The following is an 18,758-nucleotide window of genomic DNA, read 5'->3' as shown; positions in this document are numbered from 1 at the left end:
ATAGGAGGATAATATGGTATTTTCACAGTATGACAGTTATCTCTATATGTACATTCTAATATTAACCATGATTCCAGCTGTAGTATTGGGATTGATGGGAAAGAAAATTAAATACTATGGGATGCTAGCCACTGCATTTATGATATACTTAATTATAGGATTAGATGTTCAGTTTAAATTTTTGGCAATATTCATAGTATGGGAGATGCTGCTGATTTTCTTCTTTATGAAGAGCAGACAAAAGGAAAAAAATAAGTGGACATTTAGAATATTTTTATTCGCCACAATGCTTCCACTAATAATCAATAAAGTAACACCAATGACACCTGTGGGCGTGCTTGGATTTATAGGTATTTCATACCTGAGTTTTAGAACAATACAAATAATAGTAGAGATATATGACGGAGCAATAAAAGAAATAAAAATTATGGACATACTATACTTTGTACTGTTTTTCCCAACGCTAAGCTCTGGTCCAATTGACAGATCTAGAAGATTTGAAGAAGAAATAAATAAAAACATACCTAAGGAAGAGTACATAGAGAGCTATTTATTTCCAGGTATAAAAAAGATATTTCAAGGCTTATTGTATAAATTTGTAATCGCTGCATTAATATATACATATTGGACGTCAAGAATCAATCCAGACAAATCGATAATACCGATAATTCTTTATATGTATGGATATACATTGTATCTTTTCTTTGACTTTGCAGGATACAGTTTGATTGCAGTAGGTACAAGTTATATTTTCGGAGTAAAAGCTCCAGATAACTTTGACAAGCCATTTTTGAGTAAAGACATGAAAGAATTCTGGACTAGATGGCATATTAGTTTATCTAGGTGGTTTGGAGATTTCATATTCTCAAGATTTGTACTAGATTCAATGAGAAAGAAAAGATTCAAAAAAAGAGCGACTGCATCCCACGTAGCTCAAATAATAACAATGCTAACTATGGGATTTTGGCATGGTCTGACTTGGTACTACATTGCATACGGTCTTTATCAAGGTGTAGCGTTAGTATTGACAGACGAATATACAAAAAAATCTAAGATATACAAAAAATACAAAAAAGAAAAGTGGTTCCAGTATATACAAATAGTAATTACTTTTAATATAGTATGTTTTGGTATGTTGATATTCTCAGGTTTTTTAAATTATTATGTGTAGGGAGGAATGAAAATGGAATTACAAGAAAAAGTAATAGAAATTTTTGAAGAAGTATTAGGAAGTGACGAAATAGCAGAAAACTTAGATTTAGATATGTTTGAAAATGAAATGCTAGACTCACTTGCAATAATTGAAGTACTACTAGGAATAGAAGAAAAATTAGGATTGGAATTACAGCCTACAGATCTTGAAAGAAAAGATATGGCAACTGTAAACAATTTAGTAGCTTTTTTGAAAACAAAGATGTAACAATTTAAAATCTCGAAAAAAGAATAACTATTAAAATAAGGTTAGGCATACCTTTTGTATGTGCTAACCTTATTTTTTTGATTTTAAATAAATTTCCCTTAACAAACGTATATTTTGAAAGTTTCAAAAAATTTACAAAAAGTAACAAAAGCAAGGGGAAGGTACGAATTTACTATTTCTTATGTTAGACTAGTAATGTTAGTAATACTAAGAAATATAGTGAATTGTATTCGTAATCAAAAAAATTACGAAGATTGTATATATTGAAAGGATATTAAATGTCTAGAGTAGAGAGAAAGAGGCTTGAAAGGGAAAGAAAAAAGAATATGCTTAAAAACCCTTTTAAAAAAGCGGCTCCACCCACAGACTCAAATATAGAAAATGCAGAAATATTGACAGATAAAACACAGCAAAATTATGAAAGTGCATTTGAAAAAGAAATAGAGTCAAAAATAAATGTTGAAAAAGCTGCAATTAAGGGTAAAGAAAATGATAGATTAAATAAAGGGGACTATAATTCAAGTTTTGGATCAGATAACAAAGATGCATCCTTTGAAACTGGCGTAAAGTATGATTATAGTAGTCAAAGTACCATAGTTAATAAACCCCTAAAAGCGAAAACTGCTGATAAGATCATTTCTGTTGAAGATGAGAGAATGTACTATGAAAGAAAAAAAAGACAAAATTCTCAAGGCTCATTTTCAGACATAGAACAAATGACAGTAGAAGATATACTGACACTAGAGGATGAAATTAAAATTAAAAATGGCGACAGCAGTTATAAAAATGAGAAAAAATTAAACTCAGAAGATATTCAAAACGTTGAAGAAAACATTAACGTAAAAAAGAAGATTAATATTGAAGAAGCTCCTTTTGAGGATGTTGTCAGAGTTGCTGAATCTAGGTTGGCAGCAGAAAAAATGATAAAGAATAATGAAAAGAAAGGGGATATAGACAATAAAATGAGTGATGAAAAGAAAATTAATTCTAACGAAGAAGAAATAAAAAATAAAGATGCAAAGAAAGAAGAAATAAAACAAGAGGTGCAGGAAGAGGCTTCAAAGCAAGAAGAAGTAAAACAAGAGGCACCAAAAAAAGAAGTTCCTAAGAAAGAAACTTTAAAGAAAGAAGCACCAATTGAAAACGAAAAAATAAATACAAAAAAGAAAAAAGCAATTATAGATGATTATTCAAATGGAAAAACAAAAAAATCAAAAGGTGGATTCAAGAAAGTTTTAGGAGTAGTAGGTCTTTCACTAGTAGTAATATATGGTGTAGGATGCGTAGTATTTAACAATAGATTCCTTCCAAATACTACAGTAAACGGAATAGATGTATCTATGAAGACTCCAGAAGACCTTGATAAGCTAGCTGCTGCAAAAGTAGACGGATATCAAATCAATATAAAAGGAAGAAACAATGTATCTGATGTAATTTCGGGTAGCGAAGTAGATATGCAATATATCAGCGATGACAGTGCTAAGAAAGTAAAATCTGAACAAGGTTCACTGGGATGGCCAATGTCATTTTTCAAGGATTCTAAAATCGATGGAAAATTAAATATAAAAGTTGATGAAGATAAATTGAGTTCAAAAATTGAAGAGCTAAACGTATTTGACAAGAAAAATATAAAAGCTCCAGTAAGTGCATATCCTAGATATGATGAAAAAGAAAAAGGATTAGTAGTAGATAAGGGAGATTTAGGAAGTACTCCTATAGCATCTAACGTAAGTAAATTTGTAGAAGAGGCTATTAAGTCACAAGCAACAAAGACTTCTTATCCAAAGGGTGCCTACAAGGCACAGAAAAATGATGCATCTAATCCAAAAATAAAAGAAGCAATATCTAAAATGGAAAAATACACTAACATGAAAATCGAATACAACTTCGAATATGAAAAGTATGTAATGGATGGAAAAGACATCAGCAAGATGTTTGATCTTGATTCAGAAGGCGATTATGATGTAAAACTAGACAAAGACAAAGTTAGAGATGTCGTAAGAAGTCTAAGCAGAAAGTATTCAACATACGGAGATGATAGAGTAATCAAATCAGCTTCAACTGGTGGTGACCTAAAGGTAACTGGTGGTATATATGGATGGTTGATAGACAGAGAAAAAGAAACTGATGCCCTTTATGAAATAGTAAAAGAAGGAAAGAATGTTTCAAATAGAACTCCTATTTACGCACAGACTGCAGTGTCAAGACAAAAAGATGACATGGGAGATACATTTATAGAAATAGATTTATCTAAACAGTATATGTGGCTAGTAAAAGATGGGGAAGTAATGGTGTCAACTCCTGTAGTTACAGGTCAGCCTAACAGAGGAGATGCTACGCCTCCTGGAATATATCCAATCACTTATAAGACGAGAAATGCAACACTTAGAGGTCCTGGATATGCTTCTCCAGTAAGTTTCTGGATACCATTTAACGGTAACGTGGGTATACACGATTCACCATGGCAGGCAGCATATGGCGGAAGTAGATATTTATATGCTGGATCACATGGTTGTGTAAATACACCATATGGAAAAGCAGCAGTGATATATGCAAATGTTGAAAAAGGAATGCCAGTAGTAGTTCACTATTAAGATTAAATATAAGATTAAATAAAAATAGTCAATTATCGAGGTAAAACAAAATAAAAATAATTAATTAATAACTAAATTGGAAATATAGCGGCATATATGTAACTAAAAACTAGATACAACTACATATAGAAAAACAAAAAGATAAATACGCAATTTAAATCAATATATCGATTTAAATTGCGTATTTTTTTTATCCTTGGGTATAAACTAAGAGTAAAAATAATGAGAAAATGTAAGCAAAAATCGATTAACTGAAATGCACTTAGCAGCAGTGTTTGAAAGTAGAATTATTAAGGAGATAGTATAATATGGGTGGGACAAGTTACATAGAATTAAACAACGAGGTAATAGTAAGAGATCAAAAGGGTAGATACCAGCTTGAAAAGGATAAAGAAGGTTTAAATCTTTATTTATCGGATTCAATATCTGCCAGAAAACTGAACTTTGACTCAGTAAAATCAAAGATGGAGTATCTACTAGATAACAATTATTACGAAAGAGAAATAATAGAACAATATTCATATGAATTTATAGAGGAATTATACAATTATATAAAAAGCTTTGGATTTGAATTTAAATCATATATGAGTGCGAGCAAATTCTATGAAAACTATGCACTAAAAACTGACGATGGTAAAAATATACTAGAAGACTATGAAGACAAAATACTTCTATGCTCACTGGCTATTGCATCAGGAGATCAAGACGTATCAAAAAGAGTTGCCGAAGTATTGATAAAGCAGGAATTTCAACCAGCTACACCTACTTTTTTAAACCTAGGAAGAAAAAGAGCTGGGGAATTGGTGAGTTGTTTCTTATTGAGTGTTGAAGATAGCTGCGAGGGGATTAGCTATGCGGTATCATCGGCAAACCACCTTTCAAAAATAGGTGGAGGAGTAGCTCTGAACTTGACTAGACTTCGTGCTAGAGGTGAATCAATACAGGGAATAGAAGGTGCTAGTGGAGGAGTAGTAGGAGTTGCGAAAATGCTAGAACAAAGCTTTAGCTACTTCAATCAAATGGGTGCAAGACAAGGAGCAGGAGCAGTATACCTAAATGTATTCCATGCGGACTTTGAATCATTGATGGACACAAAAAAAATAAATGCAGATGAAAGAGTCAGGCTGGCAACATTATCTATAGGAGCAATAGTACCGGATAAATTTATGCAGCTTGCAGAAAAAAATGAAATTGGATACGCATTTTACCCTCATTCAGTATTCAAAAAATATGGAGTTCACATAGACGACATAGACATGAACGAGTGGTATGACAAGCTAGTATCTGATGAAGATATAATTAAAAAGGAAATAAACCCAAGACAGACTTTGACAAGAATAGCTTCCACACAAATGGAAAGTGGATACCCTTATATAGTATTTATAGATACGGCGAATAAAGATCATACTCTAAAAGATGTTGGAATAGTGAGAATGTCAAATTTATGCTGTGAGATTTTCCAATATCAAAATCCATCTGAAATAAAGGGATATGGTTCATTGGAGAGTATGTGGGGTCAGGATATTAGCTGTAATCTAGGTTCTCTAAATATAGCTAACGTAATGGATCACAAGGAAATGGAAAAATCAGTAGACACAGCTATTAGATTCTTGACAAAGGTCAGTGAAAGAACGAATATACATCAAGTTCCCACTGTTAAAAACGGTAATGACAGCAGTCACTCAATCGGACTAGGGGCTATGAATCTACATGGATATCTAATGAAGAGCAATATACAATATGAATCAAAAGAAGCTCTAGACTTTTGTAATGTATTCTTTGCTATGATGAGATACTTTGCTATTAGAACTTCAATGGAAATATCAAAAGAAAAGAATCAGAGATTTGAAGGATTTGAAAAATCGGAATACGCAAAGGGAAAAGACAGCAGTGTACTATGCAAATACTATGAAGTAGACTACCTTCCTACTACTGAAAAAGTAAAGAAACTATTTGTTGGTATGTACATTCCTACAAAAGAGGACTGGGCAAAATTACTAGATGAAGTAAAGGTAACTGGAATATACAACGCATACTTGATGGCTATTGCACCTACTCAAAGCATCAGCTACGTGCAAAACGCAACATCATCAATAATGCCTATTACAGAACAAATAGAAGTAAGAATCTATGGAGACTCTACTACTATATATCCTATGCCTTTCCTAACAAATGAAAATATGTTATTTTATAAGAGTGCTTATAACACAGATATGCTAAAAGTAATAGATGTAGTAGCAACTGTTCAACAACACGTCGACCAAGGTATATCTGCAACGCTATTTGTCACTGATGACAAGACTACTAGAGATATAGCTAGATACTATATCTACGGATATAAAAAGGGACTAAAGAGTCTATACTATACTAGAACAAAAATGCTTAGAGATTTAAACAACGAGTGTATTTCTTGTTCGGTATAACTAAGAGGGGGATAAAATAATGAGTGAAACAGAAAAAAATACAGATAGAGTACATAAAGCCGTAAATTGGGATGTGGAAGATGATGAATTTACGCAAGCATTTTGGGAGCAAAATGTAAAGCAGTTTTGGCTACCTGAAGAAGTGCCTGTATCGAAGGACATTCCAAGTTGGATGGAGCTGACAAATACAGAAAGAACACTGTACAAAAGAGTATTGGCAGGTCTGACTCTACTGGATACAAAGCAAGGCAACGAAGGTATACCATCTATGATGGATCTAACCGACAACCTTCAGAGAAAAGCAGTACTATCTTTTATGGGGACAATGGAAGAGATTCACGCAAAGAGTTATTCTAATATATTTACAACGCTATTATCTAAAGAAGACATAAACGACTTATTCATATGGATAGAAGAAGAACCCCTTCTTCAAAACAAAGCTAGAATAGTCCTAAGACAATATGAAAACACGACTGATCCAAAGAGTCTGTACTTATCTATGGTTACGAGTGTATTTCTAGAGAGCTTTCTATTTTATAGTGGATTTTTCTATCCTTTGTTCCTAGCAGGTCAAGGAAAGATGATATCAAGTGGTGAAATAATATCTCTAATACTGAGAGATGAATCACTTCACGGAAAATATATAGGTCTATTAGCACAAGAGAAATTCAATGAATTTGACTACGATGATAGAAACGAATTGAAAGACAAGGTATACGATCTATTAAAAGAATTAATGGAAAACGAAAAAAACTACACAAAGCTACTATATAAGGACGTAGGTCTTGAAGAGCAAGTACTCAACTTCCTAAAATACAATGCAAATACAGCTCTTAATAATCTTGGATTTGAAGATTTTTATAAAGTTGAGCCAGTAAACGCAATAGTGCTAAATGGACTAAGTACGGAGACTAAGACTCACGACTTCTTCTCTACAAAGGGGAACGGCTATCAAAAGGGTATATACGAACCTCTTGAAGATTCTGATTTTGAATTTGAAAACTTATAAAAAAATACTAAAATGTACTTAATAGATTTTAACTAAAGGTGGACAATTATGTTCACCTTTTTATTAATGCGCTAATATTATGGTTTCACTTTCTTATATAAAGCTATATAATAGCATTGTAGACAGGAGCTCAGTCAACACACAAAACTGAAATTTCAGTAAAGAATCAAGAAAGAAATAATCAAATACAAAACAAAAAGGAGGAAATCATGGCAGAATTAAAAAACAAAAAGGTAACACTGAGAATTAAATTGAGCAACGGTCAAGATGAAAGGGGGAACGCAAAGTATAAGAACTTGAATTTGAATGATATTAATCCAAAGTTATCAGATGAGGATTTCTACACTATTGCTGAAAAAGTAGCAGGTCTTCAAAAACTAAAAGTAGTTGGTATTTACAAAATTCAAAATGACAGAGTAGTAAACGTATAGGAGGTAAAAAATGGAAAATAATAAAAGCATAGTAATGAGATTCAAGAAGGTAGATGACAAGAAGTTTTCTTTATCAGTAAATGAACCAAAAGACGATATCACAGAAGCAACTATTAAAGATGTGATGGACTTTATAGTAGCTAAGCAAGTATTAGAGCCTAAGGGAATAGGTGTAATGGAAGCGGTAGATGCTAAGCTAATGAACGTATCTACAGAAAAATATGACTTGGTACTATAAAATAATTTAGCAATATTAGTTATAAATAGAAAAAAATTGCAGAATAGGAGATGACATGGATTGGGAGATAATTAGTTCTATAGTTCAAAATGTAGGATTCCCGATAGCTATCACAGTATACCTACTCGTAAGGATGGAGTCAAAAATGGATCAACTATCAGGATGCATAGCAGAATTATCTAGGACGCTAGAATCTAAAAACTAAAAAATTAAAAAAACATACAGTGCCACGAGGAGAAATAGCTTCTCGTGGTATTGGTGTAAAAAATGGGGGATAAAAATGGATAAAGAAAAATTTAACTTAAGAAGAAGAACTACTGGAAATATTTAATCAACAATCTAGAGAAGACGCGCTATATATACTTAATTTGGTGCTACACTCTTCATTTGAGGGAGATACAAATAAGTACAAGACAATCACAGGCAAAGATGCGGACATTATAATCAGGGATATTCTAAATGCGGAAATACTATTATCCACAAAAGCCACCAGTAAAAAGGAATACATACATCTAGCAAAAGAATACTTTGATGATGTATCTGTTCTATTAATACTCGGACTAAGGGCAACTAGTAGTTCATTAGAAGATAACATGGAAATAATGAGAAAAATATGTAACATATATAATAATGACAGAGTCTATATAGAAAAAGAACAAAGTGCAGAAAAAAGACAAAAAGCCTCTGTAAGTAAAATACTAAGAGACTGCTATGCAATGACATATGACGAAATAGGAGTAAGGCTAGATAGATGCCCCGCTCAAATCAGAAGATACATAAGTGAATGGGACGATATGCCAGATAGCATATTCAAAAAGATGCACGATGACGTGACGACAAACATGAAAAGCACTCACGAAAAAATAATAGAAGAACAAAATGGACTATTATTTCTGAGGAAGGGTAAAAACTCAAAGAAATACATCAAAATAGATCTGAAAGAAAGCAAGAAAAGTCCCTACAGAGAGGAAATCATTACAGAAAAAGAAGTAGAAGAAATACTAAAAAAATTAAAGAAAAACAGTTGTAAAAAAAGCTTTTAATCGCTTGTAAAAAGGAGCGATATCATGTATAATTAACTCTGATAAAGGTTTACTTTGTAAAAAAATTGCAAATAAATCAAAAAAAAACTTGATATTATTACAATATTGTAATAGTATTATAATGTGAGGAATATGTGATTTTATATTTAGGTATATGAAATCTTAATATTAATTTATTAGAAATGTATTAAAATACGTTGGGAGGAATTTATAACATGAAAAAACAGATAGCTGTAATAATGGCTGCTGCAACTGCTGTAACAACAGTAGCACCTGCAATAGCAAATGCAGAAATTAAGAATAACGAAAACGCATCAATAACTACTATAGTTGATGCTGCTAAGAAGGCACTAGCTGACAAGTATGATGACGCAAAGGTTGATGGAATCAACTCATCAAACGGATCAGATCTTAGAAAACCATACTTAAACTCAAAGTATGCTGTACTAGTGAAGGGTGCAGATTCATATGGTGATGGATTTGAAGCAATAGATACTGCTGAAAAAACACATGAGTATGCAACATTAGATACAGTAGAAATACTAGGAGAAAAAGGTGGATGGTATGCAGTTACAGATTCTGCAAAGCTTGAAACTCTTTTAGAAAAGAATAGTACAGAAGAAAAGGCTAAAAAAATTAAAGTTGCTATAGTTGATAAGGGAAGCAAAGATGGAAAGGCTACAATTTCAACTACAAATGAAGTTTATAACAACTCAGCTGCATTAATAACTGCGGCTGAAGAAATTATAAAAGAAGCTAAGGAAAATGATAAAGATACAAAACCTACGTTTGTAAAGGAATTAAAAGCTAATGATACTGTACTTGTATCAGATAAGTTCAAAGTTGCTGATGCAAAAATGCCAGAAACAGTAAATGAACTTAAGCTTACTCTTACTGGTGGAAAAGTAATAACTTTAAAGGTAAGTAGTGAAAAGATAGACTTAGCAAAGGCTTATAATGATAAGAATGCAATAATAAAGCTTGATGATACTAACAACACTCAGAACACTCTAGATGCTGTAGATCACTTTGCTTTAGTAGAAAATAAAGATGGTCTTACATCAGTAGTAGATATACCTAATGGTGATACTACAATGTACAGCTTCAAAGACGTATCTGAAACTAAGATTGACTTAGGAAATATATACGCCAGAGAAACTGGATACACTGAAAAAGGTAAAGATTTCGTAAACGGAATAATAGATGCTAAGAAGGATCCATTTAAGTTTAACTACAATGGTGTTAACTACAAGATAGATGCAACTGCTGGACAGGAAGGCGATGTTCTTCAGAAAGCTATAGAAGCTGGAAAAATCGATAAAGTAGGGGACAACTACGTACTTAAGTTTGATGTTCCTGTGTTAGATGCAAACGATGACGGAAGAAAGAAAACTTTACAGTTCTCTATAGATGGAAAGACTCAGAAAGATTTAGCTGATGTTCTTCGTGATTTAAAGGGAAGCACAAAGGTTGTTACTGGACACTTCACTAAGTTAGCTGGTGATGATAGATATCAGACAGCGATAGAAATATCTGCTGAACAGTTTGACAAGGGTGGTGCTTCATCTGTAGTTATAGTAGGTGGGCAGGCTCAGTTAGATGGATTATCTGCTGCTCCTCTTGCAAGCGCAAAGAATGCTCCTTTACTATTAGCTAGTCCTAAGAGTGGATTAAGCAACGCTACTCTAGATGAAATAGGTAGAGCTACTAACAATGGATTAAAGAACAAGACTGTATATATCGTTGGTGGAAAGAACTCTGTTCCAGAATCTGTTGAAAAGCAATTAGCTGACAAGTTCGGTGCAGTAGTAGTAAGAGTAAGTGGAGAAGATAGAATGGCTACTTCACTACAGGTTTCTAAGAGACTAAAGTATGACAAGCATATTAGTGCAGAAAGCAATATCTTCTTCGTAGGTAAAGACGGTGCTGCTGATGCAATGTCAGTTTCTGCTGTAGCTGCAAAAGTAAAGACTACAAGTGAAACAGTAGATGGTAAAGAAGTAGTAAAGGTTTCTGATCCTAGAGAAGTTAGTCCTATAGTAGTAGTAGGAAAAGATGGAATAAATAGAGACACTAGAGATTTCTTAGAAAAAGAATTAGAAACAAAAAAAGATTCAACAAAATCTTATGTAGTAGGTGGAGTAAGCACTGTAGGAACGCAGTCTTATAAGGATGCTGCTGAATTAACAATTGTTGAAAGAATATCTGGAGAAGATAGAATTGAAACAAATGTAAACTTAATAAATAAGTTCTACAAAAATGATAAGGCTGCTGATCAAATGAAGGCAGAAGGTGCTGTGTTTGCTTCTGGTAAGAATGCTTACCTAGTAGATGCTCAGACTGCTGGTTTCTTTGCAGCTGCAAATAAAGCTCCTATCGTATTAACTAATGATACTTTAACTAAGGATCAAGTTAAGTTAATGGAAAAGGGTGGAGCTCTTGAAGGTCTAAGATCTAATATCTTCCAGGTAGGTGGAGTAGTATCTGCTGAAGCTATGAAAGTAGTAGTTGAAAAGTTAGATTTATAAGAATAAAATAATATTGTTAAACAATATATAGTTAAAAGGATGAAGAATTTTCTTCATCCTTTTTTATTGATTTAATTATAAAATTGACACCATTTTGTAACTTTTTTTAGTGTCAGAAAGAAACAATTTTACAAAAACTATTGATATTATTACAAAGTTGTAATAATATATAAATATAGAATAATGTTACTAGATAAGTTAGACAATTATGAAGAAAATAGTAAAAATTTTAAATTCTGAATGGAGGAATTATTATATGAAGAAACAAGTAGCAATATTGATGGCTGCGGCTACTGCTGTAACGACTGTAGCTCCAGCTGTGGCAAATGCAAAGGTAATTGATCACAATGATGCATCAAAAAGTACTATTGTAGATGCAGCTAAAAAAGCTTTAGCTGACAGATTTACAAATAAGCTTGCTGATGGGTTAGGAAAGACTAGTGGGTCAGATTTACCAAAAGAATACTTAAATTCAAAATATGCAGTTCTAGTTACAACAGGAAAAGAAATCACTGCCGATGGATTTGTAGCTTTGGGGACAAGTTACTACAAGGACGCTAATTTTGATTTAGGAAAAGGTACTTCTAACTGGTATGTAGTAGAAGATGTTAACAAGCTTGATAATCTTCTTGAAAAAGAAAGTGCTAACAAGAATGTTAAAGTAGCAATAGTAGATAAGGGTCACAAAGACGGAGAATCTACTAAAGAGACTAAGAAAAAATACTTAGTTGCAAGCAATACGATAACTGACACTGAAATGCAAGTGTCTATGACGGAATTGACTAAAGATATTCTTAAAAATGTCCCAGAAGCAAAAGATATGACTGCATTAAATCAAGCAGTTACAGATGCAAAGGAAGCACAAACAACAGCAGATGCTGCATTATCAACAGCTACAACTGATCTAGATGCAGCTAATAAGGCTGTAGAAACAGCAGATGCAGATGTAAAGGCAGCTAATGAAACTGGAGATCAGGGAAAAATAGATGCAGCTAATGCTAAATTGGAAACAGCGAAGGCTGATCAGACTGCTAAGCAAACTGCATTTGATGATGCCAAAAAAGCAGCAGACGATGCTAAAACAGCAGTTGAAAAGGCAGAGCAAGCTGTTAAGGATGCAGAAGCAGCGGCAAATACGCCTACATACGTTAAGGATCTAAGTGTAAAAATCAAAGATAAGGAAGATGAACTAGTATTAGTTGATAATAAAGTTAAGAAAAATTCACTTGCTGATGCTGATGTTGTAAATGAAATCACTCTTAAGCTTACAGGTGGAGATGAAATAATATTAAAGGTAAACGATGATGCTATTGATTTGACAAGTGCACTTGATAAAAATGGCGGACCAGTATCCCTTGGACCAAATAACACACAAACAACTCTTGATACCATTGTAAAGTTTGCAACATTTAAAGATGGAGATAGAGGAGCTACTCTAGATTTAGCAAATGGGGATACTAACATATATGCATACGCAGATGTTACTGAAGAAAAGATTGAACTAGGTAATATATACACTAGAGAAACTGGTTATACTGAAAATGGTAAAGACTTTGTAAATGGATTAATCAATGCAAAGAAATCTCCATATAAGTTCAACTATAATGGAACTAGCTACACATTAAATCCAGAAAAGGCAGAAACTCTACAGAATGCACTAGATAGTGCTAAGATTGATAAGGATGGAGATAATTACGTTCTTAAGTTTACAGTTCCTGTATTTGATTCAAATGATACATCTAGAAAGAGAGAATTACAGTTTGTAATTACTGGAAAGACTCAGAAAGACTTAGCTGACGTTCTTCGTGATTTAAAGGGAGAAACAGAAGTTGTATCAGGTCACTTCATCAAGTTAGCTGGTTCTGATAGATATCAGACAGCAATTGAAGTATCTGGAGATCAGTTCAGCAAGAATGCTGCTGATTCTGTAGTAATAGTAGGAGGTAGAGCTGAACTAGATGGATTATCTGCCGCTCCTCTTGCAAGTGCAAAGAATGCACCAATATTGCTAGCTCATCCAAAGGATGGTCTTAGCAAGGCTACTCTAGATGAAATCTATAGAGCTACTAAGAATGAATTAAAGAACAAGACTGTATATATCGTTGGTGGAAAGGATTCTGTTCCAGAATCTGTTGAAACTCAGTTAAAAGATAAATTTGGAGCTGTAGTAGTAAGAGTTAGTGGTTCTGATAGAACAGCTACTTCACTACAAGTTGCTAAGAGACTTTCTTACGATGCTCAGATGAACGAAACAGTATACTATGTAGGATCTAATGGTGCAGCCGATGCTATGTCAGTAGCACCAGTAGCAGCTAACTATGAAAATGATATAGATAAGAAGGACACTGTAGCTGTTAAGGACAGAAAGGTTAGTCCAATAGTAGTAGTAAACAAGGATGGAATCAACAGAGATACAAGAGATTTCTTGAAGGACTCTAAGGTAAGTATCAAATCATCTTACGTAATAGGTGGATCAGATACAGCTAGTACTCAGGTATTCAAGGATGCTCAAGATATCAATAGCTCTGTTTCTAGAATCTCTGGAACTGACAGATATGAAACTAACTTAAATCTAATAAACGAATTCTATAAAAAAGATAAAGCAATACAAGTAGGTGGTGCAGTATTTACATCAGGTAAGAATGCATACCTAGTAGATGCTCAGACATCTGGAGCATTTGCAAGTAAGAGAAATGCCCCAATTATACTGACTTCTGATACTTTGACTAAGGATCAGATCAAGTTAATGGAAAAGGATGGAATTCTTTACAATAAGAGAACTAACATCTATCAAGTTGGTGGAGTAGTATCTGCAGATGTAATGAAGGTAGTAGTTGAAAAGCTAGACTTATAAGATAAAATATAAGACTAAACTTATTATATAAAAAAAGAGAGCAGATATATCTGTTCTCTTTTTTATTATTTAATGTATTAAAAAACTAAATATTAAATGAAAATAAATATTGATATACTAAATTGAGTATGGATAAAAATAAATCAAATATAATATTTTAGATAGTGTTTTTTTGAAAAATGCATACTTTGAAATAATTTTTGAGGTAGTGTTAATACAATTGTATTTGAAAATCGATGAATATTTGTTATAATCAGATATAGAGGCAAAAATACACTGAATTAGTGTTTTAGGAGGTGCAATATGAAAAAAAGAATATTTGCAGTAGCAATGTCATCTTTGATGATAGGTGGTATAGGTTTTTCTGATATTGTTAATGCAGAAACTAATGTGACTAAAGGGGATATACTATATATTACTAGATATAGCGGTAATGAGAGGTTTCAAACAGCTATAGACTTATCTAAAGGGAATTTTAAAGAAAATACAAAAAATCTAATAATAGTAAATGGAAATAATCCAGCAGATGCTTTGTCTGGAGGTCCTTTGGCAGTGAAGTTGGATGCACCAATATTATTGGCAACACCTACAAAGATTGAAGCAGACACTATAAAAGAGATTAAAAGGTTAAACCCTGAGAAGGTATATATATTAGGTGGTAATAATTCGATATCACAATCAGTGGAGAATACAATAAAAAGTAATATATCTAACTCTTCAAGTATAGAAAGAATCAGTGGAAATGATAGATATGAGACTTCAATGGAAGTAGCTAAAAAAATAACTGGTACTTCAACTGCTAACGGAGCTGGATTTGTAAATGGAGCGACTAATAAATTTCCAGATGCATTGAGTTCAGCAGCATTACTCGGTGCTAAGGATATGCCTTTGATTCTAACAGATGGAAAAACTCTTCCAACTGCGGCACAAACATATAAGAGTAATTCTAAAAACTACATTATAGGTGGGACAGATACTATAAATATTTCTGGGCTTTCTGGTAAGAAGATTAGTGGTGGAGATAGATATGAAACTTCTGCAAAAGTAGCTGAAGAAGGATTCAAGCACATTGAGTATGATTATAGCTTAAGCGAAAATAAAGACAAAAGAAATTCATGCGTAGTAGTAGATGGAAGAAATTTCCCAGATGCTTTGACGGCTATATCTGCTTCAAAGAAAAATAATGCACCAATATTATTGGTAAATAAGGACTTGCCTACTTCAATAAATAAGTATATCACTGATCAAAAGCGTGATAGAGCGTATATTGTAGGTGGGTTGAACTCAGTGAATAGCACTGTACAAACAAAATTAATAAATAAGCTAGAAGAAAACTATAAACTAAATAGAGATAATGAAGAAACTCTAAGACAAAGAGCATTAAGAGAAATTAAATCGACTATAGAAGATAACAATAAGTTGGTAGAATTGATAGGAGAAAATACTTCAAATAAGACTAAACTTGATGCTTACAAAGCATTAAGCAAGGAACTAAAAGAAAAATACGTAGATAATGCATCTAGTGTAAAAGAAGTAGCAGCAACTATTAATACCAAGAAAAGCGAATTAAATAAAAAGTTAGATGAAGTATTAGAAATAGCTGATAGCCAGTACTATTCAAAATTGGATACAGCTATAAAGGAAGCAGAAAAACTAATACCTTCTAAAAACCCTAGCAGTGCTCAAAAAGATCTTAGTTCGGAAATAACTTCTGCAAAAACATTACTAAATGAAACAAACTCTACAAAGAATAAAGAGAAATTACAGAAAATACTGAAATTAAAGGAACTTGGAAATAAAATACCTAAAGATACTTTGGATAAATCTATTAAAAGTGCAGATGAAGTAATGGCACAGGTTGATTCTCTAGGAGAAATTAAAAAGGATATAGACGAAGGTGGGACTTTATTAAATGCATTAACTGACTCTTCTAGAATTTTAAGACAATCAAATACTATAAATAAAAATGGCACATTGGAGCAAAGAGACAACCAAGCTAAAATATTAGATGAATCTATATCTAAATTAAAGACAGAGTTTAAAAAGTATAAAAATGCTGTTGATAAAGTAGGAATTGAAGAAGCTAAAAATGAACTAAAAGAAGAAATAAAAAAATCGGATAATTTGTTGAATAAAACTCAAATAAAAAACGATTTATTAAGTGATACTAACTTTGCGGAAAAATCAAATTACAATAATATAAGAAAATCCTTAGAAAAAGAAATAAGTAGCAAGAGAACACAAGCATATGAACTGAGCATAGATAATAGCGTTGGAACTGAAAGTATTAAAAATATCAAGAAAGAACTCGAAAAAATAAACAATCAAGGTGGAATTTTGGTTAATAACACTATTGAACTTATTAATTTAAATACTACTATAAATAATTGTGAAGAGTCTAAAAAAGGTTTGTCTGGTGAAAAAACTACATCAAGTTCTGAAGATGCAAAAAAATTGTATGAAAAAACACTAAAGGAAGCAAAAGAAATTAAAATAGTAGATGTGTTTAAAAGTAATGATGAAACTTCAAAAATAAAATCTATACAGGAAAAGTTAAATAGTTCATATAAAAATTACGAAAAAGCTCACAATGATGCGCAAAAATAATTTTTTATATTATACAAAGAATTGAAAAAAAGGATGTGATTAATTTCATATCCTTTCTTTTTTTATAAAAAACTATATTTATTAACGAATTATATATTTTGGACAAGAAGTAATTGCAATTATAAACAAGCATACCACTAAGACTATTTAATGTTAGTCAAAACAAGGTACACTTTCTAACTATAATAAAAACTATACATCTAATGACAAAAGCTATTGTCACATAATGCTAACTTTATATGGTTATAGATTCTCTCTTTCTAATTTACACTAAAGCTATAAAGAGCCTAAGTCAGGAGGATAAATGTTAAGAGGAGTAGATGTCAGCAAGTATAACGGAAGATGTGACTATCAAAAGGCAAAGAAGTCAGGAGTAAACTTTGTAATAATCAAGGCAGATTCTGGAGCAACAGGCGAAGATCCTATGTGGGTATCCCACTATTTAGGCGCTAAGGAAGTGGGACTAGGTGTAGGTACTTATTGGTATTGTTACGCGAGAGACGTAAATTCTGCTAAGCGAGAGGCATATATGTTTTTGAATAGTCTAAAGGGAATGAAGTTTGATTACCCTGTGTATTTAGATTTGGAAGACGAAAAGTATCAGGGGAATCTAGGAAATAAACTTAGGACTGATATCGCTGTAGAGTTTCTTAGTATATTGGAAAGTCATGGCTATTATGTGGGAATGTATTCTATGAAGTATTGGTTTGATCAAAAGTTTGATATGAATAGGTTGAAAAAATATGATTTATGGATAGCTAGGTGGTATTCTCAGTCGCATGGATATACAGGTGTTGGTGAAATAGGTATGTGGCAATATACGAATAGAGGAAGATTTAGGGGTATGGGCAATACTGGTGAGGGAGGAGTAGATTGCAATGTGTCTTATGTAGATTATCCTAAATTAATTGTTGGTAAAAATTTTAATGGATATTGATTAAGATATAAATATATGGATATACTCTATTAGGTAATCAAAAAGCAAAGAATAAAAATATTGACATACTTTATTATGTAATCAGAAAGCAAAGAATAAAATATATGATATTATTTTTAGGCTCTTTATATAAAAATAATATTATTTACATTAAAATTAATTTTTTTTAGAAAAGTTTTATGTGTGATTTAAGATCATTTCATATAAAAACAAATAATAATTAAAAAATATTACAGTTTTCTATAAAACAAAACATTGATATTTCAATGTTTACGATGACAAAGTATGCATTCATTAAAAAAAAGATAAAATTATTTTTAAAAAAGTGTTGACGAAGATATATATTTGCGGTATAGTATTACTTGTCCTCAACGAGAGACAAAAAACAAAAAGCTAAACGGAAAACAACTTAAAAAAATAAAAAAAGTTTTTTAAAAAAATGTTGACAAAAGAAATTAAAAATGTTATTATTATCTAGTCGTCAAAAACGACAGGTAAACAAAATGAACTTTGAAAATTAAACAGCAGGTTAATTCATATTGTTTTCAAAACAATTGATTAATCGTTTAAACCATAAAGGTTTAAACCACAAACAACAAACCAAGCCAGATATTTCGAGATAATACTAGATAGATCTGAGCGGACAAATTTTTTAAAGAGAGTTTGATCCTGGC

13 protein-coding genes are annotated in these 18,758 nt (G+C 32.1%); all 13 read left to right on the top strand.

The annotated features are described in order from the left end of the window. Positions 1–13 precede the first annotated feature (13 nt). The 13 genes from dltB (at position 14) to C0982_RS05335 (ending at position 18,084) form a co-directional block, all read left to right on the top strand. Positions 14–1,171 carry a D-alanyl-lipoteichoic acid biosynthesis protein DltB gene (dltB, locus tag C0982_RS05395; protein WP_101773245.1) on the top strand — a complete coding sequence of 386 codons (1,158 nt, stop codon included), beginning with the start codon at positions 14–16 and terminating at the stop codon, positions 1,169–1,171. 12 nt (positions 1,172–1,183) lie between these two features. Further along, positions 1,184–1,420, top strand: a complete 237-nt coding sequence (gene dltC, locus C0982_RS05390) for a D-alanine--poly(phosphoribitol) ligase subunit 2 (RefSeq protein WP_101773244.1) — start codon at positions 1,184–1,186, stop codon at positions 1,418–1,420. Positions 1,421–1,698: 278 nt separating this feature from the next. Next, entirely contained in the window at positions 1,699–4,014 is a 2,316-nt protein-coding gene (locus tag C0982_RS05385; RefSeq protein ID WP_101773243.1) for a L,D-transpeptidase family protein, read from the top strand. A gap of 308 nt (positions 4,015–4,322) precedes the next feature. Then, a complete protein-coding gene (gene nrdE, locus C0982_RS05380; protein ID WP_101773242.1) occupies positions 4,323–6,437 on the top strand; it encodes a class 1b ribonucleoside-diphosphate reductase subunit alpha in 2,115 nt (704 codons plus the stop codon). A gap of 19 nt (positions 6,438–6,456) precedes the next feature. Next, positions 6,457–7,446: a class 1b ribonucleoside-diphosphate reductase subunit beta gene (nrdF, locus tag C0982_RS05375; protein WP_101773241.1), complete on the top strand. Its 990-nt coding sequence runs from the start codon at positions 6,457–6,459 to the stop codon at positions 7,444–7,446. 209 nt (positions 7,447–7,655) lie between these two features. Next, on the top strand, positions 7,656–7,877 hold the full coding sequence (locus C0982_RS05370; protein ID WP_101773240.1) for a DUF1659 domain-containing protein: 222 nt from the start codon (positions 7,656–7,658) through the stop codon (positions 7,875–7,877). Between the two features lie 10 nt (positions 7,878–7,887). Further along, positions 7,888–8,115 carry a DUF2922 domain-containing protein gene (locus C0982_RS05365; protein WP_101773239.1) on the top strand — a complete coding sequence of 76 codons (228 nt, stop codon included), beginning with the start codon at positions 7,888–7,890 and terminating at the stop codon, positions 8,113–8,115. A 55-nt stretch (positions 8,116–8,170) separates the two neighbouring features. Beyond that, positions 8,171–8,320: a YvrJ family protein gene (locus tag C0982_RS05360; protein WP_101773238.1), complete on the top strand. Its 150-nt coding sequence runs from the start codon at positions 8,171–8,173 to the stop codon at positions 8,318–8,320. 166 nt (positions 8,321–8,486) lie between these two features. Then, positions 8,487–9,158, top strand: a complete 672-nt coding sequence (locus tag C0982_RS05355) for a hypothetical protein (RefSeq protein WP_145994499.1) — start codon at positions 8,487–8,489, stop codon at positions 9,156–9,158. A 215-nt stretch (positions 9,159–9,373) separates the two neighbouring features. Continuing rightward, the gene (locus tag C0982_RS05350) at positions 9,374–11,686 is read left to right on the top strand and encodes a cell wall-binding repeat-containing protein (RefSeq protein ID WP_101773236.1); all 2,313 of its coding nucleotides are present in this window, start codon (positions 9,374–9,376) and stop codon (positions 11,684–11,686) included. A 256-nt stretch (positions 11,687–11,942) separates the two neighbouring features. After that, positions 11,943–14,540 (top strand): cell wall-binding repeat-containing protein, encoded by a 2,598-nt coding sequence (locus C0982_RS05345; protein WP_180946879.1) that lies wholly within the window; start codon positions 11,943–11,945, stop codon positions 14,538–14,540. Between the two features lie 303 nt (positions 14,541–14,843). Further along, on the top strand, positions 14,844–17,147 hold the full coding sequence (locus C0982_RS05340; RefSeq protein WP_101773234.1) for a cell wall-binding repeat-containing protein: 2,304 nt from the start codon (positions 14,844–14,846) through the stop codon (positions 17,145–17,147). Between the two features lie 304 nt (positions 17,148–17,451). Continuing rightward, on the top strand, positions 17,452–18,084 hold the full coding sequence (locus C0982_RS05335) for a glycoside hydrolase family 25 protein (protein WP_101773233.1): 633 nt from the start codon (positions 17,452–17,454) through the stop codon (positions 18,082–18,084). Positions 18,085–18,758: the final 674 nt, after the last annotated feature.

Source organism: Peptostreptococcus faecalis, from assembly GCF_900240845.1.
Lineage (GTDB): Bacteria > Bacillota > Clostridia > Peptostreptococcales > Peptostreptococcaceae > Peptostreptococcus > Peptostreptococcus faecalis.
The sequence above is the reverse complement of the archived record's forward strand: the minus strand, read 5'-3'. Positions and strand labels throughout refer to the sequence as shown.